This window comes from Aggregatibacter segnis ATCC 33393 (assembly GCF_900476035.1).
Lineage (GTDB): Bacteria > Pseudomonadota > Gammaproteobacteria > Enterobacterales > Pasteurellaceae > Aggregatibacter > Aggregatibacter segnis.
The window spans coordinates 1082654-1103738 of record NZ_LS483443.1 but is presented as its reverse complement, the minus strand read 5'-3'; the positions used below and the strand labels follow the sequence as shown (position 1 = coordinate 1103738).

The window sequence follows — 21085 nt, the reverse complement described above, 5'->3', positions numbered from 1 at the left end:
TGTATTTCCTAAATATGATAACAATCCGCTTACTTGATTAAGGTTACCAAGCTAAATTCCACGGATTAACGTTGAATATAGTGTTTTAAAATATCCCAATTAATATAACTTAAATCAGGCGTTTTGTCATAACCGTAAATATCCGGCAATGTGTGAACTTGATCTTTATCCACCCATGCAGTGACATAATACAAAAAGACCGGATTATCCGATTTAATACCCGCTGAGGTTGTTTTTTTACTTTTCAGTACATTTTGTTTTGTTTCATCCGTCCAACCGGCTTCTTTGAGTAAAATTGTCGCTAGCTGATCAGATTTTTCCACACGGACACAACCGGAACTCAAAGCGCGGTTTTTATTGCCGAATAAATTACGTTTCGGTGTATCGTGCAAATAAATTGCCTCAGAACTCGGCATATTGAATTTATAGTTTCCTAATGCACTGTTATCACTTGGTGCTTGGCGCAAGCGATATGGGAATCTTTTCGCCGACATATTTTCCCAATCGATAGTGTAAGGATCGATAGTATTGCCGCTACCATCAATAATCGTATAGCCATGGCGATAAATATAACTCGGATCTTTACGTACTTTTGGAATAATGTCTTCGTTAATCAAACGGGTTGGCGCATTCCAAGGCGGGTTCACTACCACATTACTCAAACGACTAGACATCACCGGCGTTTTACGGCTTGATTGTCCAACAATCACACGAGAACTTAAAATCACTTGTCCATCGCGATAATAATTAAGTTCGTAACTTGGAATATTCACGAAAATACCATCTTGGAATACCGGTAAAATGCGTAAACGTTGAGCATTAATCGCCAAACGATGCAATTCAACCATATTATGCTTATCAACACCCGCTTCAATCATATGAGCAACGCGCGCCGATGTTTGCTTAAAGAGCGCATTTTCGCCGGAAAGATTTTTCACAAAAGTGAAATTATCATTATTTTTGACCGCACTTAACCATGCAGACACTTGCTCATCACTTAACTGACCGGCTTTATAGCTATTGCCTGCATATAACCATTTTTGGGCGGATTCCGCTACATTGGTGGCATAAAACAAATAATCTAAAAATGCATCGGTTAACAGAACATCTTCAATTAACTCGCCTTTTCCAGCGGCTTCATAGATCGCATTTAAAGCATTTGCTGAGCGTTTTGAAATTCCCCCGGCAATCGCTAAGGCATAATCGTGTAAAAATTGCTGCTTGGCCTGATTATCTGTCCAAATTGGAGAAAAATGATTCTCAACATAAATTTTGGCAATTAAAGGTTTAAATTGAAGAGAGATATCACCAAAACGCTCAGAGAAAAGTTTTTCAGCTTCAATCGCCAAACGTTCTTCTTCGGCTTTTTTCTCAGCAGCTAAACGCGCTTCCTCGACCTTATTTTCTAGCTCCAACTGCTGTGTGGCGAGAGTTAAATCACTTTGCTGTAATTCTTCTGCAGCGACATTCCCCACATAAAGCGCGCTTATCATCGCGAGAGTAACTAATTTAAACGTTCGAGTATTCATCAACTTACCTTAATTTTTATAAACTTTCTTAAAAACGACCGCACTTATAAAAGTGCGATCCAAAAACAAGAGATTTATTGATTTGCAGACTTATCAGCCTGTTTTATTTCAGCCTTTTTCTGCTCAAATTTAACCATATCTGCCGCAATTGCAGCGGCCTCTTTCAAGAAGAAATCCGGCGCTTCATAATCTTTCGGCAAATCATCAATATCTTTCAATGGCTTTTTACCTTCACGTTTGAAACGCTCATTAATGTCTTTCAAACGTTTCTCGTCATCTTTATCATTTTCCGCTTTGCGTTTTTGATAATTTAACGACAAGAACTTACGTTCACGACGTTCATTACGCACTTTTAAATCTTCGTTAAGTGCAATAAATTCCGGATTTTTCGCCATGCGGGCATTATGTTTTTGCACCAATTCAGAGACCGGTTCGCGTGCTTCGCTCACCTCAGAATAATTCACTGACGGAATTTTATCCCATGGCAATGCGTTATCTTCTTTTTCTTCACCATATTCTTTACTATCAATGACATCTGGGAATTGAATATCCGGTGCAACACCTTTCAACTGTGTGCTACCGCCATTGATACGATAGAATTTTTGAATCGTATATTGCAATAAACCCAGTGGCGTTTGATCCAAGTCGTAAACAAAATTCAAAGAGCGGCTTTGTTGAACGGTGCCTTTTCCATAAGAATTTTGCCCAATAACGATACCACGATTGTAATCTTGGATTGCCGCAGCAAAAATTTCAGAGGCTGATGCACTAAAACGATTGATCATAACCAATAACGGACCGGTATATTGTTGCGCATTATCCGGATCTTCATGTACACGAATACGTTGATAAGCATCGCGAACCTGAACAACCGGGCCATCGCTAATAAATAAACCGGTCAAACCAACGGCTTCCGTTAAAGCACCACCGCCATTTTCACGAAGATCAACGATTAATGCAGACGCTTTTTTCGCTTTCATGTCGTTAAGTAATTTTTTGACATCTTCTGTTAATCCCAAGTAAAAACTAGGAATCTTAATCACCGCAACATCAACGCCATCCATTTTCTCAATCGTTAATTTTGCTGCTTGGTCTTCAATACGAATTTTATCACGTACCAAGGTAACAATGCGGGACTTGCCACCTTTAGCCGATTCAACTTCTAAACGAACTTTAGACCCTTTTTTACCTTTGATCTTGTCAACAATGTCCTCTAAGCGCCAACCGACTACATCTTCAATTTCACCTTTTTCTTGGCCCACACCAATAATTTTATCGCCAGCTTTAAGTTTTTTACTGCGTTCTGCCGGCGCGCCAGGCACTAACGATTTAATACTGGTTTCATCGTCTTCAGACTGTAACGTAGCACCAATACCTTCCAAAGAAAGATTCATACTTTCATTGAAGCTTTTTGCCGTACGAGGTGCCAAATAACTGGTGTGTGGATCGATTTCACGGGCAAATGCGTTTAAGTAGGTTTGTACCACATCATCCGCTTTGGTTTGAGTCAATCGACGAATGGCCAAGTTATAGCGTTTAACTAATTTCTCTTTAATTTCAGGCCATTTTTTGTCTTTTAATTTCAAATTGATGATGTCATTTTTAACACGCGCTTCCCATAATTTATCGGCTTCCGCTTCCGTTTTAGGCCATGCGGCTTTTTCACGATCAATTTCAATTTGCGTATCGTCATTTAAAGCAGGCTCTTTATCCAACAAAGACAATGCGTAACGATAACGCTCATAACGACGTTTCATCATTAAATCATAGATATTAAACGCAATATCCAAGTTGCCTGCATTCAATTCATCATCAATTTTTTTGCCATATTTTGCGCGTAAATCATCAATATCCGACTGTAAAAAAGTATTACGGTTAAAGTCTAATCCTTTGAGATAACGCTCAAAAATCTTCTCAGAGAATTCGTCATCTAATTGAAATTTACGATAATGAGACTGTGTCAAACGTGTTGTTGCCCGTTTCGTGGCAAACATATTCGCTTCAGAAGGTTGCAGTGCAACAATATCTGAAGGCTTTAACTTAGGTTGCACCGCGTCAACAACACCCACATTAAGAAACAATGTTCCTAATACAAGTGCGGTCAAATAATTTTTCGTTTTAGTCAATTTCATTCAAACTTTCCTAATATATACGGCAAAAACAAAATGAAGTTATCTGCACAGATAACTTCATTAAAAGTTGGTTTAAGCAAATAAGCGATCTGCTGTGACGTTTACGACCAAACCGTTATCTAATTCTACGCGGGCGGCCTCGTTGGAGAATTCCAACACTTTAGCATTTTGCGCTCTGTCGCCCACTTTGACCTTCACCAGCTGACCTTCTTGTAACTCTGCCATGTTTACGCTGGTCAGCGCTAATTTAGGTTTACGTGCCATTTTTTCACCCTGTTTTGGAGTACGACGCGCCGGGCGCTTTTTCTCCGTTGCCGGCTTGGCGGCTTTTTCCGCTGCGCGTTTTTGTGCAACCAATGCTTTAGCTTCCGCTAATTGTTGAGCAGCATGATCCGCATGTTCCTGTTCTAATTCACCAGCCGGATTACCTTGTAAATCCACACGCACGGCACCCACTTTACAACCATGTAAATAGCGCCAGTTAGACGTATATTGACGTAAAGCATGACGTAATTGTGTTTTACTTACGCGTTCATCATCTTTTAATGCTTCACTTAAATCTTGGAACAAACCGATTTTTAATGGTTTTGCTTCGCCCTCAAGAGAAAAACAGAGCGGAAATTTTTCCGCCAAATAAGCAATTATTTCTTTATTATTAGTTAATTTTTGTACTTCTGTCATGACGAAATCCTGTAGACATCCTATATAGATTTTGAATAGAAAAAACTTGCCACATTTTAGCCACTTTGGCTAAAAATGACAATGAATAATCAGTTTTAGCGTGGAGAAATCATAAACGCCGGCAAAAACGACCGCACTTTTTTATGCCATCTTCAGCAAATCCGTGCCAAAAGAAAAGAACCAGTATAAAATACGCGTTTCTTTAATGAGGAATAACAATTCATGACAGGCAAGTTACAAACCGATTTGACCAAGGCAAATTACTCCCGCATAGCCCGCTGCGGCGATTGTAATGCCGTGATCAAAATTCTGCCCTTACAAAAAGGCCAACGCGCTGTCTGTCCGCGCTGCCATAATGTGTTGTACTCAACCAACCGCTGGAGCCTTAAACGCTGTTCCATTATAGCCCTTTCAATTTTGATACTCATGCCCTTTGCGCTCACCTACCCGCTGTTGAGCATTCACCTGCTCGGTGAAAAAATTAATGCTTCGGTATGGCAAGGGGTTTGGAAAATGGCAACACAAGGCTTCTCTTATACGGCATTTTTAATTTTTATTTGTGCTGTTTTTATGCCTATTGCCTTTGCGCTTTTAGTCATTTTGTTGCGCTTAGCGCAAATGGTCAAAGCCAAACCTCGCAACCTTTTAATCTCCTTAGGCTACATTAAACCGTGGGTCATGTTTGATGTATATTTAGTGGCGCTGGGGGTGACGATGTTCAAAGTAAAAGAATACGCCACGTTAGAATTGGATATTTATTTAATCGCCTTTATTTTTACTGCACTTTTAACCACGTTATTATTTATCAAAATTAACCCGGCAGAAGTGTGGAATGATTTTTACCCACAAAGTAAGGCGGTCAACGACATCACCAAAGCAGAGGATTTGCGCTACTGTCATTATTGCCAATACAGTTTCCTTAATCCCTTGACGGATAATAAAGGCAAAGAAATTTGCCCGCGTTGTTATTCGCAAATTGATATTCCTTCTGCCATAAAATTACAACGGACTTGGGCGTTATTGTTAGCCGGTATTATCATGCTCTTCCCGGCAAACCTGCTGCCCATCTCGGTAATCTATGTCAATGGCGCACCAAGTGCCGATACGCTAATGTCCGGCGTGCTAAGTTTTATTGACATGGGAAGCTATTTCATTGCCTTTGTCGTTTTCACCGCCAGTATTTTCGTGCCCGTCAGTAAGGTATTGATTATTTTATATTTACTGATTTGTGTACATTTTAAGCTGAAACACTCCATCCGCTGGCAAATGCGTTTATTGCATGTGGTCCATTTTGTCGGTCGCTGGTCGATGTTGGATTTATTCGTTTTAGCACTCATGATGTCCTTAGTCACCAGAGGGCAAATTATTGATTTTTCTGTAGGCACTGCTGCGCTGTATTTTGGCGCCGCAGTTTTCTTAACAATGATTGCAGCGGAACAATTTGATAGCCGCTTAATTTGGGAAATTTATGACAGACAACACAAAACACACAACACACACTGAAGTCGATGCCAACGTCACTCAAAATAGACGTATTTCACCTTTTTGGCTTCTTCCTTTCATTGCGCTTTGTATCGGTGCTATTTTGTTCTTTCAAATAATTCAAGAACAAGGTGTCAGCGTTCGTATTACTTTCGCAAACGGTGAAGGTTTAGTCGCAGATAAAACCCAAATTCGCTATCAGGGGCTACAAATCGGTGTTGTGAAGAAAGTTAACTTTACCGACAACCTGCAAAAAGTCGATGTAGTGGCCAATATTTATCCGGAGGCCAAAAGCATCCTGCGCGAAAACACTAAATTTTGGTTGGTCAAGCCAAGTGCCTCTTTAGCCGGGATTTCAGGGCTGGATGCCTTGGTGTCAGGTAACTACATCACGTTACAACCTGGTGATGGCGATGCTAAACACGAATTTATTGCAGAAACAGAAGGCCCTATTGCGCAATTAAACCCGGGCGATTTATTGATCCATTTAATTGCTGATGATCTTGGTTCTATCTCTATTGGCGCCTCCATTTATTACAAAAAAATGCCCGTGGGGAAAGTCTATGACTACCATTTCACCGAAGACGGTAAAAAAGTAGAAATCGATATTGTCATCGATAAACCTTATGCAAAATTTGTGAAAAAAGACAGCCACTTTTGGAACATCAGCGGCATCAATGCCAATATCGGTGTATCCGGTTTAAATGTGAACATAGATAGTCTGAATGCTGTTGTGCAAGGTGCCGCCGCTTTTGACTCACCGCACGACAGTCCGATTGCAGAAATGAACGAAACCTATACGCTTTATTCCAACTTACAAGCGGCAAAACGCGGCATTAATATCAGCGTGAATATTCCGAATGTCGCCGGGCTTGAGGCAGGTAAAACACAAGTGTATTACCAAAACACCGAGATTGGTGTGCTATCCAAATTAAGTGCGGTAGAAAATAACGATGAAATGTTAAGTGGCACCTTGCTCATTGATCCCAACCTAACCAATTTATTTAAAACGAATACTCACATTGTATTGCGTGCGAAAAAAAGTGGCTTAGGCGATTTAACCGATATTCAAAAACTTTTACGCGGTCAATATTTTGAAGTTCTGCCGGGCAATGGCGATACTCAAACCGCCTTTAATGTAATTAAAGAAAGCGAGTTATTGCTCAAACAACCGAATACCTTAGTACTCAACTTAACCGCGCCGGAAACTTACGGCATTAGTGAAGGACAACCGCTGATCTATAACAATATTCAAATTGGTGAAGTGGTCGCGCAACATGTCGCTTCCGATGGGGTGCAATTTAAAGTTGCCGTTGCCGCTGATTATCGCCATTTGATCCACAGTGATACGTTATTTGTTGCAGCATCCAATTTTGATGTGAGTATTGGCGTTGATGGCTTACGCTTTGAAGCTGCCACGCCAGAAAGATGGTTACAAGGCGGCATTCGAGTCATTGCGGGCAAAGAACAAAGTAAAGCAAAAGAAAATTACGTACTTTATCGCGATTTAGCTAGTGCAGAAGCTGGCATTACCGATAATCGCCCAACCCCAACACTCACCCTGACGACGTCTAATTTGCCAAGTATTAACAAAGGCTCATTGGTACTTTATCGCCAATATGAAGTGGGCAAAATTTTAGATATCCGTCCACAACAGCAAAACTTTGCAGTTGATGTATTTATTTATCCGAAATACCAACACTTATTAACTGATAAAAGCCTGTTCTGGGTGGAAAGTGCGGCGCAAATTGACATTACGCCGAAAGGTATCAGCATTCAAGCAACACCGATTACCCGTTCACTAAAAGGCGCAATCAGTTTTGATAACAGTGGTAGCAAACATAATCGCACCCTTTATCCGAATGAACTTCGAGCAAAATCTGCCGGACAACAAATTATCCTCACGGCAGAAGATGCGACGAATTTAAGTAAAGGCATGGCGCTACGTTATTTGGGCTTAACGATCGGCGAAATTGACAGCGTTCAATTAGATCAAAAGAATAATAAAATCATCAGCAAAGCGTTGATTCATCCGAACTATATGGCATTAATTGCCAAAGAAGGCTCCCGTTTCAAAGTGATTTCACCGCAAATTTCCGCTGGTGGTATTGAAAATATCGACAGCCTATTGCAACCGTATATTGATGTGGAGATTGGTTCCGGCAAAACGAAAACCCAATTTGCCTTAACCCAATCCGTCAACAATAACATCAAATACACCAATGGCTTGCCGCTTGTCTTGGAAACGACAGATGCGTTAAACATTACTACCGGTTCGCCGATCATGTATCGCGGTGTAGAAGTAGGTACAATTAAAAATTTAGAGCTAAACTCCCTCGGCGATCGCGTATTAATTCATATTGTCATTGCGTCAAAATACCAACATTTAGTCCGCAAAAACTCTGAATTCTGGATTGCTTCGGGCTATGATTTCAATCTGAGCTTGTCTGGGGCACAATTTAACACAGGCAGTGTGCAGCAATTGCTCAAAGGCGGAATTTCTTTCTCTACACCATCCGGCACAGTCGTTCAGGAACCGGCAAAGGCGAATCAACGTTTCTTATTGCAAATAAAACGTCCGCAAGATAGCCAGAAATGGAATCAGGGTGCATTGCCACCAAGCCATTAAAGTGCGGTCATTTTTCCAAGTGTTTTTTATTTTAAATGTTGAATAAAAATATTTAATATTTTAAGAATTTCTTAAGAAACATCACTTATAATGCGCCACATCCGACACAAACAGCGATGTGGCGTGACTATTCCATCTGGTATTATTTAGGAGTCTTTATGAAAAAAATCGTAACCTTAGTAGCATTATTAGCCATGTCTTCCACCGCATTTGCCGGTTTTCAAGACACTAACGCAAGTAATAATCTAACCACCGTACAAGCGGCACAAAAAATGGCTGATCACGCACCAGTCACTTTAGAAGGCAACTTTGTTCGTCAAATCGATGACGATGAATTTATTTTCCGTGATAGCACCGGTGAAATCAAAGTGGATGTTGATGATCACGCATGGAAAGGCGTCAATGTCACGCCAAACGATCGCATTCGCATTCAAGGTTCCGTTGATAAAGATTTTGGTGAACCGACAAGTATTGAAGTACATCAAATTCAAAAAATTCAATAATTCACTCAAGCACCGCCTTTACGGCGGTGTTTTTTTATATTCAACAAACACACCAAAAAACAAACCGCACTTTGACTTAAAAAACCAAAGTGCGGTCTGTTTTTGAGATGAATTTATTTTATTTCTGTGTCGCTAATTCAAGTAACTTCACAATCACATTCACGGCATCTTTCATACCTTCCAGCGTAATCAACTCATGCTTACTATGGAAGTTATAACCGCCGGTAAAAATATTCGGACAAGCCAAACCCTTTTCCGCCAACCACGCGCCGTCTGTACCACCACGAATCAATTTATGATTAGGGGTAATATTACATTGTTTCATGGCTAAATCGGCTAGCTCAATGGCTTGCGGAACCTGTTTAACCACCTCATACATATTTTTATAGTTTTCGGTTAAAACCAGTTCAATCGGTTTTAACAAGCGTTTTTGCCGGTTAAATTTTTCCACTAAATCACGGATAAATTGTTTACGCTTTTCAAAATTAGCGCTGTCAAAATCGCGGATTAAATACTGTAATTCCACTTTTTCAATCGTGCCGTCAAAGTGATGCAAATGGAAAAAACCTTCTCGCTGTTCCGTTTGTTCCGGCACTTCCGTCGCCGGGAACGCATTTTGAAATTCGCAGGCCAAAGCAAGCGCATTAATCATTTTGTGCTTTGCATAACCGGGATGAATGTTGCATCCGTGGAAAGTAATTTTTGCAGAGGCCGCATTGAAATTTTCATATTCCAATTCACCGACTGCGCCACCATCTATCGTATACGCCCAATCACAAGAAAAACGATCAAACGGGAAAAATTGCATTCCTAAACCAATTTCTTCATCCGGGGTAAACGCCACCCGAATATTGCAGTGAGGTAAATTCTCAGTTTTTAAGCGATAAAGTGCGGTCATAATTTCCGCTATTCCGGCTTTATTATCCGCGCCTAACAACGTTTTGCCGTCTGTGACAATTAAGGTTTTGCCGACTAGTTGGTGTAAGAAAGGATAATATACCGGGCTGATAAACTCTTCGCCGATCCCCAAAGCAATATCACCACCACGATAGTTATCAATCACTTCAGGTTGTACATGTTTGCCGCTGCAATCCGGCGAGGTGTCAAGATGGGCAATTAAACCAATTGTCGGCGCGTGAGGATCTATGTTGGAGGGTAAAAATGCGGTTAATACAGCGTGTTTATTAAGCTCAATTTCTTGCAACCCGAGTGCCACCAATTCTTGCTGTAACAGTTTGGCTAAGGCTAATTGACCTGCCGAACTAGGAGAAATTTTAGCACCGGGTTTGGCTTGCGTATCATAACTCACATAATTAAAAAAACGCTCCAATACCAGTTCTCGAGATAATAAATCTTGCATTCTTTTTCTCCCTTATTTTTATCTAATTTGACTTTCCGAAAAAACAATAAAAAACTGCGCTAAGTCTAGCGATAAATAGGGCCAAAATCCTTGATATATCACAACTATTTTAGTTTTTATGAAAAAACCTGATTAATTCCTTTTCATTATCTCCCGTTCACTATATCATTAGCGCTTATTTTACAGTCGCCGCCTACATTTTTGTGGGCATTTGTTTCTAATTTTTACCGAAAAATTTCGGTACATTAGGGAGAAAACCAAAGAAAGTGGAAAACTCGGTTCAAAACAAGCCAATTATTGAGCTTCGTTCAATCAAAAAATCCTACGGTTCCAATACCATTATTAACGATTTTAATTTAACCATTAATAATGGTGAATTTGTCACCATTCTTGGCCCATCCGGTTGTGGTAAAACTACCGTATTGCGTTTATTGGCCGGATTGGAAGAATTAGATTCAGGCAACATTATTTTGGACGGTGAAGACATTACCAATGTGCCGGCAGAAAAACGTCACATCAACACCGTATTCCAAAGCTATGCTTTGTTCCCGCACATGACGATTTTTGAAAACGTAGCTTTCGGTTTGCGTATGCAAAAAGTGCCGGAAAGCGAGATCAAACCTCGTGTGTTAGAGGCATTGCGTATGGTACAGTTGGAAGAAATGGCGGAACGTAAACCAACCCAACTTTCAGGCGGACAACAACAGCGTATTGCGATTGCTCGTGCGGTCGTCAATAAACCTAAAGTCTTATTGCTTGACGAATCTCTTTCTGCGTTGGACTACAAATTGCGTAAAAAAATGCAATACGAGTTAAAACAATTACAACGCCAATTAGGCATTACCTTTATTTTCGTTACGCACGACCAAGAAGAAGCGATTACGATGTCTGATCGTATTGTCTTATTGCGTAAAGGTAAAATTGCACAAGACGGCTCTCCACGTGAGATTTATGAAGATCCGGCAAACTTGTTTGTGGCGCGTTTCATCGGCGAAATTAACGTTTTTGATGCGACTGTCATTGAACGCAAATCAGACAACGTGGTCCTTGCTAATGTGGAAGGTCGCATTTGCGATATTTATACCGATATTCCGGTCGAAAAAGATCAGCAACTTCAAGTCTTGCTTCGCCCGGAAGATATCGTGATTGAAGAATTAGATGAACACGAACAATCCAAAGCCATTATCGGTCATATTATCGACCGCACTTATAAAGGCATGACATTGGAATCTACCGTGGAATTCGAACATAACGGTAAACGCGTATTGGTCAGCGAATTCTTTAATGAAGATGACCCACATATGGATCACAGTGTCGGTCAACGCGTAGGCATTACATGGCACGAAGGTTGGGAGGTTGTACTCAACGATGAAGATAATCAATAATAAATTCCAAAAAATTACTGTTGCGATTATCTTCAGCTGGCTAATCTTCTTCGTGCTGATCCCAAACTTATTGGTATTAGTCGTAAGTTTTTTAACCCGAGATGGTAGCAACTTTTATGCCTTGCCATTTAACGTTGATAACTACATCAACCTGTTTAATCCGCTTTATGCGCAGGTGGTGTGGAACTCATTGTATATGTCGGGCATTGCCACCATTGTTTGCTTACTCATTGGCTATCCGTTCGCCTTTATGGTCAGCAAAATTCACCCGAAATATCGACCGCTCTTATTGTTCCTTGTGGTGTTACCATTCTGGACAAACTCGCTGATTCGTATTTACGGCATGAAAGTGTTCCTCGGTGTGAAAGGTGTGTTGAATACCATGTTGATGGACATGGGCATTTTGAGTGAACCGATTCGTATTCTAAACACAGAAGTGGCGGTGATCATCGGTTTAGTCTATTTGCTTCTACCGTTTATGATTTTGCCACTCTACTCCGCGATTGAAAAATTAGACGGACGTTTATTAGAAGCGGCAAAAGACTTAGGTGCGAATGCGTTCCAACGTTTCTTCCGTGTGATTCTACCGTTAACCATGCCGGGCATTATTGCCGGTTGCTTATTGGTATTATTGCCGGCAATGGGCATGTTCTATGTAGCCGACTTACTTGGCGGTGCGAAAGTGTTGCTTGTGGGTAACGTGATTAAGAGTGAATTCTTAATTTCCCGCAACTGGCCGTTCGGTTCTGCCATCAGTATCGGATTGACCATTCTCATGGCATTGTTGATTTTCGTGTACTACCGTGCAAATAAACTATTGAATAAGAAAGTGGAGTTAGAATAATGAGCCGTTTACTACGTAATATCTTTATGTTTGTGGTATACGCTTATTTGTATATCCCGATTATTATTTTAGTGACTAACTCCTTCAACGAAGACCGTTATGGTTTAAGTTGGAAAGGCTTTAGCTGGAACTGGTATGAGCGTCTTTTCAATAATGACACGCTTATTCAAGCGGCAGTACACTCTGTGACGATTGCCTTCTTTTCCGCAACCTTAGCGACAATTATCGGTGGTTTAACTGCTATCGCCCTTTATCGCTACCGTTTCCGTGGCAAACAAGCTGTGAGTGGTATGTTGTTTATCGTGATGATGTCGCCGGATATCGTCATGGCGGTATCTTTGCTTGCCTTATTCATGGTAGTTGGTATTTCTTTAGGTTTCTGGTCGCTATTACTCGCCCACGTCACCTTCTGTTTGCCGTATGTCACCGTCACCATTTTCTCTCGATTAAACGGTTTCGATGCAAGAATGTTAGAAGCTGCGAAAGATTTGGGTGCCAGTGAAGTGACGATTTTACGCAAAATCATCCTGCCGCTTGCATTACCTGCTGTAGTATCCGGTTGGTTATTAAGCTTTACCATCTCGCTCGATGATGTTGTGGTGTCTTCTTTCGTGAGCGGTGTAAGCTATGAAATCCTGCCATTGCGTATTTTCTCCTTGGTGAAAACTGGTGTGACACCGGAAGTAAACGCGCTTGCAACCATCATGATCGTGCTTTCATTATTACTCGTAGTTGCCAGCCAATTTATCGGCAGAAAACACAAAGACATCTAGCGGTAATAATGTTTCACAAATAATTTAATATCACATACAATACGCCTTGACGCACAATCAAGGCGTTTTTTTATACCTGCATTTTATGCAGGTGGTTTTTTTTCACCTCTTTTACGGAGAACAAACAAAAATGAAAAAATTTGCCGGTTTATTCACCGCAAGTATGATCGCTGTTGCCCTGACAGGTTGTAACGAGAAAGACAACAAACAAGCGCAAACCGCGCCGGAAGCCCCTAAAGCTGAAGCGCCTGCAAATGATACCGTGTATCTTTATACATGGACTGAATATATACCGGATGGTCTTTTAGATGATTTCACCAAAGAAACCGGTATTAAAGTGATTGTGTCAAGTCTTGAATCAAACGAGACAATGTATGCGAAATTAAAAACGCAAGGCGCATCCGGTGGTTATGATGTAATTGCACCGTCTAACTACTTCGTGTCTAAAATGGCACGCGAAGGGATGCTAAAAGAACTTGATCACAGCCAATTACCTGTTATTAAAGAATTAGATCCTGATTGGCTCGACAAACCTTATGACAAAGGCAATAAATATTCCCTTCCGCAATTATTAGGTGCACCGGGAATTGCCTTTAATACCAATATTTACAAAGGCACCGATTTCACCTCTTGGGGCGATTTATGGAAACCGGAATTTGCGAATAAAGTACAATTATTAGATGATGCCCGTGAAGTATTCAACATTGCCTTATTGAAAATTGGTCAAGATCCTAATACACAAGATCCGGCAATTATCAAACAGGCTTACGAAGAATTGTTGAAATTACGTCCAAACGTACTTTCTTTCAACTCTGATAACCCGGCGAACTCTTTTATTTCCGGTGAAGTAGAAGTGGGCCAATTATGGAATGGTTCCGTGCGCATCGCGAAAAAAGAACAAGCGCCTCTAAACATGGTATTCCCAAAAGAAGGCCCGGTGCTTTGGGTGGATAACCTTGCCATTACATCAACATCTAAAAACCCGGAAGGCGCACATAAACTTATCAACTATATGTTAGGTGCGAAAGCGGCAGAAAAATTGACACTGGCTATTGGTTACCCAACCGCTAACCTTGAAGCGAAAAAAGTGTTACCAAAAGAAATCACTGAAGATCCGGCAATCTATCCAACGGCTGAAGTATTAAAAAATAGCCACTGGCAAGATGATGTGGGTGATGCGATTCAATACTACGAACAATATTATCAAGAGCTGAAAGCAGCGAAATAATTTGTTCTCATAGCCATCACAAAAGTGCGGTCGAAATTTATATTAATTTTCAACCGCACTTTTTTTATCCGGTGCTAAGATAAGGACATTAAAAACGAAAAAGGAGAGGATTATGACAACACCAATTTCAGACAAAATTCACCACGCGTTGTCCCAAATTGATAATGAACTGTTAGCTCAGGATATTTGGCTTATTTTACAAGAGCAAAAATTTGTGGGATTTCTACCGCACTTTGCCGTACAGCACTTGTGCAACAAACATCAAATCACTCCTCAACAACTCTCCCTTCAACTGCTCCCTATTGCCGCTTTTTATGCCACCACGCCCATCTCACATTTTAATGTCGGCGCGATCGCCACAGGGGGGAGAGGTAATTTTTATTTCGGTGCGAATCAGGAGTTTTGCCAAACGGATATCCAACAAACCATCCACGCCGAACAAAGTGCGATTACTCATGCTTGGATGCGTGGAGAAAAACAAATCACCGATATTAGCGTCAACTACACGCCATGTGGTCATTGTCGTCAGTTTATGAATGAATTAAATAGCGCAGAAAAATTACAAATTCATTTACCGCATAGCCAGAATAATCCGTTGCACCAATATTTACCTGATGCATTCGGGCCAAAAAACTTAAACATTCAGCTACATTTGCTGGATCAACATGACAATCAATTATCCTTAAACAGCAACGACCCGGTGATTTCACAAGCCCTTGCGATGGCTAACCAAGCGCATGCGCCTTATTCAAACGCCTTCCATGGCATTGCATTACAAACGCAAGATCAACACATTTATCACGGCAGTTATGCTGAAAATGCGGCATTTAACCCTAGCCTACCGGCTATGCAAGTGGCGCTGAATTATCTGATATTGAGTGGTGAAGCTGTGGAAAATATTACCCGTGCTGTGATGGTAGAAAAATCGCATACCTTAAACTACAAAGCAATGGCAGAAGCCTTACTCGCCAGCGTATGTGAGGTGAAATTAGAATATTTTGAGGTATAAAAGTGCGGTGAATTTTCAGTGCGTTTTTAAGAGAAAAAATATGGGTGCGTATAACCGCACCCATATTTATTTTTTAACTGATTTAGTTTGCAGATTTACCAATCACCTCTAATCCGCCCATGTAAGGACGTAAAACCTCCGGTACGGTAATCGAACCGTCAGCATTTTGATAGTTTTCCAAAACTGCCACTAAGGTACGCCCCACGGCTAAACCGGAACCATTAAGGGTGTGCACCAAACGGGTTTTCTTGTCGCCTTTTGAACGACAGCGTGCTTGCATACGACGCGCTTGGAAATCCCACATATTAGAGCAAGAAGAAATTTCACGGTACGTATTTTGCGCCGGTACCCAAACTTCTAAGTCGTAAGTTTTGCAAGAACCAAAGCCCATATCACCGGTGCAAAGCAACACTTTACGATATGGCAAGCCAAGTAATTGCAAGACTTTTTCCGCGTGACCGGTAAGCTCTTCCAACGCTTCCATAGATCTTTCCGGCTCTACGATTTGTACCAATTCCACTTTATCAAATTGGTGCATACGAATTAAACCGCGTGTATCACGACCGTAAGAACCTGCTTCAGAACGGAAACATGGCGTATGTGCGGTCATTTTTAACGGTAAATTTTCCGCCTCTAAAATGTCACCACGTACCAAGTTAGTAACCGGCACTTCTGCTGTCGGAATCAATGCATAAGTGCGTTGCACTTCATTTGGATCTTGCCCTTCTAGCGGTTTCGTGTGGAATAAATCTTCACTGAATTTAGGTAATTGACCTGTGCCATAAAGCGTATCATGGTTCACTAAATAAGGCACATAAGCTTCCGTGTAGCCATGTTGTTCCGTGTGTAAATCCAACATAAATTGCGCGAGAGCACGATGTAATTTGGCAATTTGGCCTTTCATCACCACAAAGCGGGAACCGGTTAATTTCACCGCAGAAGCAAAATCTAAGCCTTGTAAATTTTCGCCTAACGCAACATGATCTTTTACCTCAAAATCAAATTTGCGTGGTTCACCCCAACGGGATACTTCCAAATTTTCACTGTCATCTTTCCCCAAAGGCACTTCATCTACTGGAATATTTGGGATGTTCAAGGCAATGTCATTTAAGGCATTTTGTACTTTTTCTAACTCAACTTTACCTTGCTCTAATTCTGCTGCCATGTGGTCTACTTCTGCCAACAACGGCGCAATGTCTTCTCCACGGGCTTTTGCCGCACCGATTGCTTTAGAACGGGCATTACGTTCTGCTTGTAACGTTTCGGTTTTTACCTGTAAGGCTTTGCGTTGTTCTTCTAATTGCGTGATATTTGCCACATCAAGCGTGAAACCACGTTTAATTTTTAATTTTTCTGCAACTTCTGCCAAATTATTACGAAGTAAATTCGGATCGATCATACTTTTACCTTTCTTCTTCTGTTTATTAATACCGTGTTAAAAATTGCGTTTATTCTATATCGTATTCAACCAATAAACTAGCAAAAACATGGAGTAAAGTGCGGTCAGAAATCGCCGTGTTTTTTCGTACTACTTTATTTTCTACTCAAAAAGAGGTCATCGGATACTCCCTATGAGTTTAAAAGTACGCCAATAAAATTTTGATGTAACGCAACAATTTTCCTAATTCTACTACTTAATAAGTAGCCTTAATGTTAGACTAGCGCTGATTTTCTCATCACCAAATGAAATTATTTTCTGGAGTATCTATGGAATTTCTAATGAACTTAAGTGAAGGTTCGCAATTTGCTATTCAACTTGCGATCGTCTTAATCTGTTTATTCTACGGCGCCAAAAAAGGCGGTATCGCTCTCGGTTTATTAGGCGGTATCGGTCTTATTGTCTTGGTGTTCGGCTTCGGCATTGAACCGGGTAAACCGGCAATCGATGTGATGTTAACCATCCTTGCGGTGGTGGTAACATCTGCAACGTTACAAGCCAGTGGCGGTTTGGATGTTATGTTGCAAATCGCAGAAAAATTACTGCGTAAAAACCCGAAATACGTCAGTATTCTCGCTCCGTTCGTTACCTGCACCCTGACTATTCTTTGCGGTACCGGACACGTGGTTTATACCATGTTACCGATTATTTACGATATCGCGATTAAAAACGATATTCGTCCGGAACGCCCAATGGCAGCCAGTTCTATCGCCTCACAAATGGGTATCATCGCTTCCCCGGTTTCCGTTGCAGTAGTCACCTTAACGGCTTTCTTAGTGAATGCACAAAACCATTTAGCCGGTTTTGACGGTTACTTAGACTTATTAAAAATCACTGTGCCATCCACCCTTTGTGGTGTTTTAGCTATCGGTATCTTCAGCTGGTTCCGCGGTAAAGATTTAGATAAAGACCAAGAATTCCAAGAAAAATTAAAAGATCCTGAATTCAAAAAATATGTGTATGGCGACAGTGCTTCCCTACTCGATAAAAAATTACCACAATCTAGCTGGAACGCGATGTGGATTTTCTTCGGTGCCATTTTAGTGGTTGCCTTATTAGGTTATTTCAAAGAATTGCGTCCATCTTTTGAGAAAAGTGCACCAGCGCAAGTAGTTGAAGTGCTTTCAGGTGATAAAGCAGTCAAAAGCTTTAACGTAAAAGACGGTAAAATTCTTGCCGTAGCCAAAGACGGTAAAGTCGCGCTTGATGTTAAAGACAACAAAGCCAAAGCAAAAACCGCTTATGACAGCGTTGAGATTTACGACAACAAAGGTACATTAACCCAAACTGTTGCTTTACAAGATAACAATGTTGTCATTACTGCTGGCGATAAAACAGAAACCATTGAAAACGCAACAATCGGTTTAAAAGACACGGCGAAGAAAAAAGTCACTTTAGGCATGGTCCACGTTATCCAAATCTTCATGCTATTGGCCGGTTCATTAATCATCATCTTTACAAAAACCGATGCCGGCAAAATCAGTAAAAATGAAATCTTCCGCTCCGGTATGATTGCATTAGTGGCAGTATTCGGGATTTCTTGGATGGCAGAAACCATGTTTACCGTCCATACACCGATGATGAAAGCAGCATTAGGGGACGTCGTAAAAGCGCACCCTTGGACTTATGCTGTGATGCTACTATTAATCTCTAAATTCGTTAACTCCCAAGCTGCTGCATTGGTGGCATTCGTACCACTTGCATTAGGTATCGGTGTTGACCCGGCGATTATTCTTGCCTTCGCAGCGGCTTGTTACGGTTACTACATTTTACCAACCTACCCAAGCGACTTGGCAGCAATTCAATTTGACCGCTCCGGTACCACCCACATCGGTAAATTTGTCATCAATCACAGCTTTATTTTACCGGGCTTAATTGGTGTAATTACTTCCTGTATCTTCGGTTATATTTTCACAACCCTGTTTGGATACTTGTAATTTAGATTAGATTTAATCCCAAATAAAAAGGCTACTTCGTTGGAAGTAGCCTTTTTTATGTGTGTTTAAATCAAAAAACAATTCTAGAATCAACCGCACTTTTATCTGGTTCGAATGCCAATAGAAACCCTACTTATAACGTTTCTTCTGGCTTTCCTGATCCAATCCTTTTAACCAGTCCAATTTCTCTTTCATCTTAATTTCCATCCCTCTTGTAGTCGGAAAATAAAATTGTGCGTCTTTAAGTTCTGGCGGGAAGTAATTTTCACCGGCAGCGTAGGCATTGGGTTCGTCGTGGGCATAGCGATATTCAGAACCGAAACCGAGGTCTTTCATGAGATTGGTTGGCGCATTGCGGAGGTGTTCCGGCACATCAAAATCAGCTGATTCCGTCGCCAATTTTTTCGCTGCTTTAAAAGCAAGGTAAACCGCATTGCTTTTCGGTGCAACGGCTAAATACACGATAGCTTGTGCAATGGCGCGTTCACCTTCGGCGGCACCTACACGGGTAAAGCAATCCCAGGCGGCAAGGGCGACTTGCATTGCCCGCGGGTCAGCATTGCCCACATCTTCCGAGGCAATTGCTAATAAACGGCGCGCTATATAAAGCGGATCACCGCCGGCAGTGATAATGCGGGCATACCAATAGAGTGCCGCATCCGGTGCGGATCCGCGAATGGATTTATGTAGCGCAGAAATGAAATCGTAGAATCGGTCGCCTTGTTTGTCGAAGCGCGCTTGGCGTTCACCTAAGACTTCCGTGAGTAAAGTGCGGTCTAAAATTTTACCGTTTTTCGATTCGGCGGCCATGTCCACCATCATTTCGAGGCAATTCAACGCAAGGCGTGCATCGCCATTGACATATTCCGCCAAAAGCGACAACAAATTCGCCTGCAAATCTAACCGCACTTTGCCCAAGCCGTTTTCCGGATCATCAATGGCTTGTTGCAACACACGCTCAATTTCCTGCGTGGAAAGCGGTTTGAGAATATAAACCCGTGCGCGGGAAAGCAGCGCGTTATTTAATTCAAAGGAGGGATTTTCGGTGGTGGCACCGATAAAAATAATGGTGCCATCTTCAATATGAGGCAGGAACGCATCTTGCTGGCTTTTATTGAAACGATGCACTTCGTCCACAAACAAAATGGTACGCAGACCCGCCAATTTATTTTGTTTCGCTTTTTCAATGGCTTCACGAATTTCTTTAATGCCGCTGGTGACAGCAGAAATACGCTCGACTTCCGCTTGAATGCGTTGCGCGATAATTTCCGCCAACGTAGTTTTGCCGGTGCCGGGTGGCCCCCAGAAAATCATGGAATGAACATAGCCTGCCTCAATCGCTTTACGCAACGGTTTACCTTCGCCCAACAAATGAGACTGGCCACAATATTGCGCCAAGGTGGTTGGGCGCATTCTGGCCGCTAAAGGGCGAAAGTCATTTTCGTTGAAATCAAAGCTAAAGTTAGACATGGTTCAATTCGCTTATTTTTTACGTTGGTCGTCCAATTCTACGCCTTTGGGTATGCTAAATTTAAACAAACCGCCATCTAAATGTTGGTTAGTAATATTGCGCAAAATATATTGATTAGACTGCCCATCTTTTTCAATGGTACTAAAACCTTTTAATACGCCGTTTTGATCGATACGAATATCAAATTGCTTGATATTGCTGTTTTTAGCTTTCGGTTTTAACACGAAAGTGTCATCTTTTTGTTCTACCGAATATTGCGCCCAATGGCTTTTGTCATTGCTGGTGAGCAACACGAACGGCGTATTATTTACCGCCTCTTTTACCCAATTGGCCGTCACTTGTTCCACAAAGGGATCATAGAACCAAAGGGTTTGTCCATCGGCAATAATTTGGGTTTCTTGTGGTGATTTGGTATCCATGCGAAATAAATTCGGACGCTTAATTTGTAACTTTCCGTTGCCTTGTTGCACATTTTTACCATTTGCCGAACTCACCGTTTGTGCAAAATCGGCACTTAACGTATCCACTTTATTTAAGCGATTCTGTAACTCAATATCAGCATTTGCCCAAGCAAGGGTCGCCATTGCCAAAAGAGAAAGTGCGGTGAGTTTTTGAAACGTTTTTTTCATGTTATTCAATTCCTTGTTTAAACCGATTACCTTTAGCCGCTTCAGTTTATGCACC

Annotated in this window: 16 protein-coding genes; 9 read left to right on the top strand and 7 right to left on the bottom strand. The window is 41.3% G+C overall.

The features are described from left to right. Window positions 1–65 precede the first annotated feature (65 nt). The 3 genes from DQN58_RS05490 to proQ all read right to left on the bottom strand — a co-directional run bounded on the left by DQN58_RS05490 (window position 66) and on the right by proQ (window position 4342). Window positions 66–1529 carry a L,D-transpeptidase family protein gene (locus DQN58_RS05490; protein WP_006717543.1) on the bottom strand — a complete coding sequence of 488 codons (1464 nt, stop codon included), beginning with the start codon at window positions 1527–1529 and terminating at the stop codon, window positions 66–68. 74 nt (window positions 1530–1603) lie between these two features. Further along, window positions 1604–3661, bottom strand: coding sequence for a carboxy terminal-processing peptidase (gene prc / locus DQN58_RS05485; protein ID WP_006717542.1), 2058 nt, complete (start codon window positions 3659–3661; stop codon window positions 1604–1606). Between the two features lie 72 nt (window positions 3662–3733). Beyond that, window positions 3734–4342, bottom strand: coding sequence for an RNA chaperone ProQ (gene proQ, locus DQN58_RS05480; RefSeq protein WP_006717539.1), 609 nt, complete (start codon window positions 4340–4342; stop codon window positions 3734–3736). Between the two features lie 222 nt (window positions 4343–4564). Here proQ and DQN58_RS05475 point away from each other — a divergent pair, with 222 nt between their 5' ends. The 3 genes from DQN58_RS05475 to DQN58_RS05465 all read left to right on the top strand — a co-directional run bounded on the left by DQN58_RS05475 (window position 4565) and on the right by DQN58_RS05465 (window position 8956). Further along, window positions 4565–5845 carry a paraquat-inducible protein A gene (locus DQN58_RS05475; protein WP_032997805.1) on the top strand — a complete coding sequence of 427 codons (1281 nt, stop codon included), beginning with the start codon at window positions 4565–4567 and terminating at the stop codon, window positions 5843–5845. Further along, entirely contained in the window at window positions 5811–8453 is a 2643-nt protein-coding gene (locus DQN58_RS05470) for a PqiB family protein (RefSeq protein ID WP_006717536.1), read from the top strand. The genes DQN58_RS05475 and DQN58_RS05470 overlap by 35 nt, the downstream gene beginning before the upstream one ends. 158 nt (window positions 8454–8611) lie before the next feature. Beyond that, window positions 8612–8956, top strand: a complete 345-nt coding sequence (locus tag DQN58_RS05465; protein ID WP_032997803.1) for a YgiW/YdeI family stress tolerance OB fold protein — start codon at window positions 8612–8614, stop codon at window positions 8954–8956. 118 nt (window positions 8957–9074) lie between these two features. On the opposite strand, the gene pepT is transcribed toward DQN58_RS05465, so the two are convergent. After that, on the bottom strand, window positions 9075–10316 hold the full coding sequence (gene pepT / locus DQN58_RS05460) for a peptidase T (RefSeq protein WP_006717533.1): 1242 nt from the start codon (window positions 10314–10316) through the stop codon (window positions 9075–9077). 266 nt (window positions 10317–10582) lie between these two features. On the opposite strand from pepT, the gene potA reads away from it, so the two are divergent. The 5 genes from potA to cdd all read left to right on the top strand — a co-directional run bounded on the left by potA (window position 10583) and on the right by cdd (window position 15555). Continuing rightward, a complete protein-coding gene (gene potA / locus DQN58_RS05455; RefSeq protein WP_006717532.1) occupies window positions 10583–11701 on the top strand; it encodes a spermidine/putrescine ABC transporter ATP-binding protein PotA in 1119 nt (372 codons plus the stop codon). Beyond that, complete coding sequence (gene potB, locus DQN58_RS05450) at window positions 11685–12545, top strand: spermidine/putrescine ABC transporter permease PotB (protein ID WP_006717531.1); 861 nt, start codon at window positions 11685–11687, stop codon at window positions 12543–12545. Before potA ends, potB begins: the two co-directional genes overlap by 17 nt. Continuing rightward, window positions 12545–13318: a spermidine/putrescine ABC transporter permease PotC gene (gene potC, locus DQN58_RS05445; protein ID WP_006717530.1), complete on the top strand. Its 774-nt coding sequence runs from the start codon at window positions 12545–12547 to the stop codon at window positions 13316–13318. The genes potB and potC overlap by 1 nt, the downstream gene beginning before the upstream one ends. A gap of 130 nt (window positions 13319–13448) precedes the next feature. Next, complete coding sequence (locus DQN58_RS05440; protein ID WP_032998100.1) at window positions 13449–14546, top strand: extracellular solute-binding protein; 1098 nt, start codon at window positions 13449–13451, stop codon at window positions 14544–14546. A gap of 112 nt (window positions 14547–14658) precedes the next feature. Continuing rightward, a complete protein-coding gene (gene cdd / locus DQN58_RS05435) occupies window positions 14659–15555 on the top strand; it encodes a cytidine deaminase (RefSeq protein WP_006717528.1) in 897 nt (298 codons plus the stop codon). Between the two features lie 82 nt (window positions 15556–15637). On the opposite strand, the gene serS is transcribed toward cdd, so the two are convergent. Next, window positions 15638–16954: a serine--tRNA ligase gene (gene serS, locus DQN58_RS05430; protein ID WP_006717527.1), complete on the bottom strand. Its 1317-nt coding sequence runs from the start codon at window positions 16952–16954 to the stop codon at window positions 15638–15640. 308 nt (window positions 16955–17262) lie between these two features. Here serS and DQN58_RS05425 point away from each other — a divergent pair, with 308 nt between their 5' ends. Then, window positions 17263–18930, top strand: a complete 1668-nt coding sequence (locus tag DQN58_RS05425; RefSeq protein ID WP_032997801.1) for an anaerobic C4-dicarboxylate transporter — start codon at window positions 17263–17265, stop codon at window positions 18928–18930. A gap of 129 nt (window positions 18931–19059) precedes the next feature. Here the strand turns inward: DQN58_RS05425 and DQN58_RS05420 are convergent, their stop codons facing one another. Both DQN58_RS05420 and lolA read right to left on the bottom strand, forming a co-directional pair. After that, window positions 19060–20400: a replication-associated recombination protein A gene (locus tag DQN58_RS05420; RefSeq protein WP_006717524.1), complete on the bottom strand. Its 1341-nt coding sequence runs from the start codon at window positions 20398–20400 to the stop codon at window positions 19060–19062. 12 nt (window positions 20401–20412) lie between these two features. Further along, the gene (gene lolA, locus DQN58_RS05415; protein WP_032997800.1) at window positions 20413–21030 is read right to left on the bottom strand and encodes an outer membrane lipoprotein chaperone LolA; all 618 of its coding nucleotides are present in this window, start codon (window positions 21028–21030) and stop codon (window positions 20413–20415) included. Between the last annotated feature and the right edge of the window lie 55 nt (window positions 21031–21085).

Excerpts from the sequence above, each read along its gene's own strand:
- DQN58_RS05490 (WP_006717543.1), bottom strand. The coding sequence starts at position 1,529 with ATGAATACTCGAACGTTTAAATTAGTTACTCTCGCGATGATAAGCGCG.
- prc (WP_006717542.1), bottom strand. The coding sequence starts at position 3,661 with ATGAAATTGACTAAAACGAAAAATTATTTGACCGCACTTGTATTAGGA.
- proQ (WP_006717539.1), bottom strand. The coding sequence starts at position 4,342 with ATGACAGAAGTACAAAAATTAACTAATAATAAAGAAATAATTGCTTAT.
- DQN58_RS05475 (WP_032997805.1), top strand. The coding sequence starts at position 4,565 with ATGACAGGCAAGTTACAAACCGATTTGACCAAGGCAAATTACTCCCGC.
- DQN58_RS05470 (WP_006717536.1), top strand. The coding sequence starts at position 5,811 with ATGACAGACAACACAAAACACACAACACACACTGAAGTCGATGCCAAC.
- DQN58_RS05465 (WP_032997803.1), top strand. The coding sequence starts at position 8,612 with ATGAAAAAAATCGTAACCTTAGTAGCATTATTAGCCATGTCTTCCACC.
- pepT (WP_006717533.1), bottom strand. The coding sequence starts at position 10,316 with ATGCAAGATTTATTATCTCGAGAACTGGTATTGGAGCGTTTTTTTAAT.
- potB (WP_006717531.1), top strand. The coding sequence starts at position 11,685 with ATGAAGATAATCAATAATAAATTCCAAAAAATTACTGTTGCGATTATC.
- potC (WP_006717530.1), top strand. The coding sequence starts at position 12,545 with ATGAGCCGTTTACTACGTAATATCTTTATGTTTGTGGTATACGCTTAT.
- DQN58_RS05440 (WP_032998100.1), top strand. The coding sequence starts at position 13,449 with ATGAAAAAATTTGCCGGTTTATTCACCGCAAGTATGATCGCTGTTGCC.
- cdd (WP_006717528.1), top strand. The coding sequence starts at position 14,659 with ATGACAACACCAATTTCAGACAAAATTCACCACGCGTTGTCCCAAATT.
- serS (WP_006717527.1), bottom strand. The coding sequence starts at position 16,954 with ATGATCGATCCGAATTTACTTCGTAATAATTTGGCAGAAGTTGCAGAA.
- DQN58_RS05425 (WP_032997801.1), top strand. The coding sequence starts at position 17,263 with ATGGAATTTCTAATGAACTTAAGTGAAGGTTCGCAATTTGCTATTCAA.
- DQN58_RS05420 (WP_006717524.1), bottom strand. The coding sequence starts at position 20,400 with ATGTCTAACTTTAGCTTTGATTTCAACGAAAATGACTTTCGCCCTTTA.
- lolA (WP_032997800.1), bottom strand. The coding sequence starts at position 21,030 with ATGAAAAAAACGTTTCAAAAACTCACCGCACTTTCTCTTTTGGCAATG.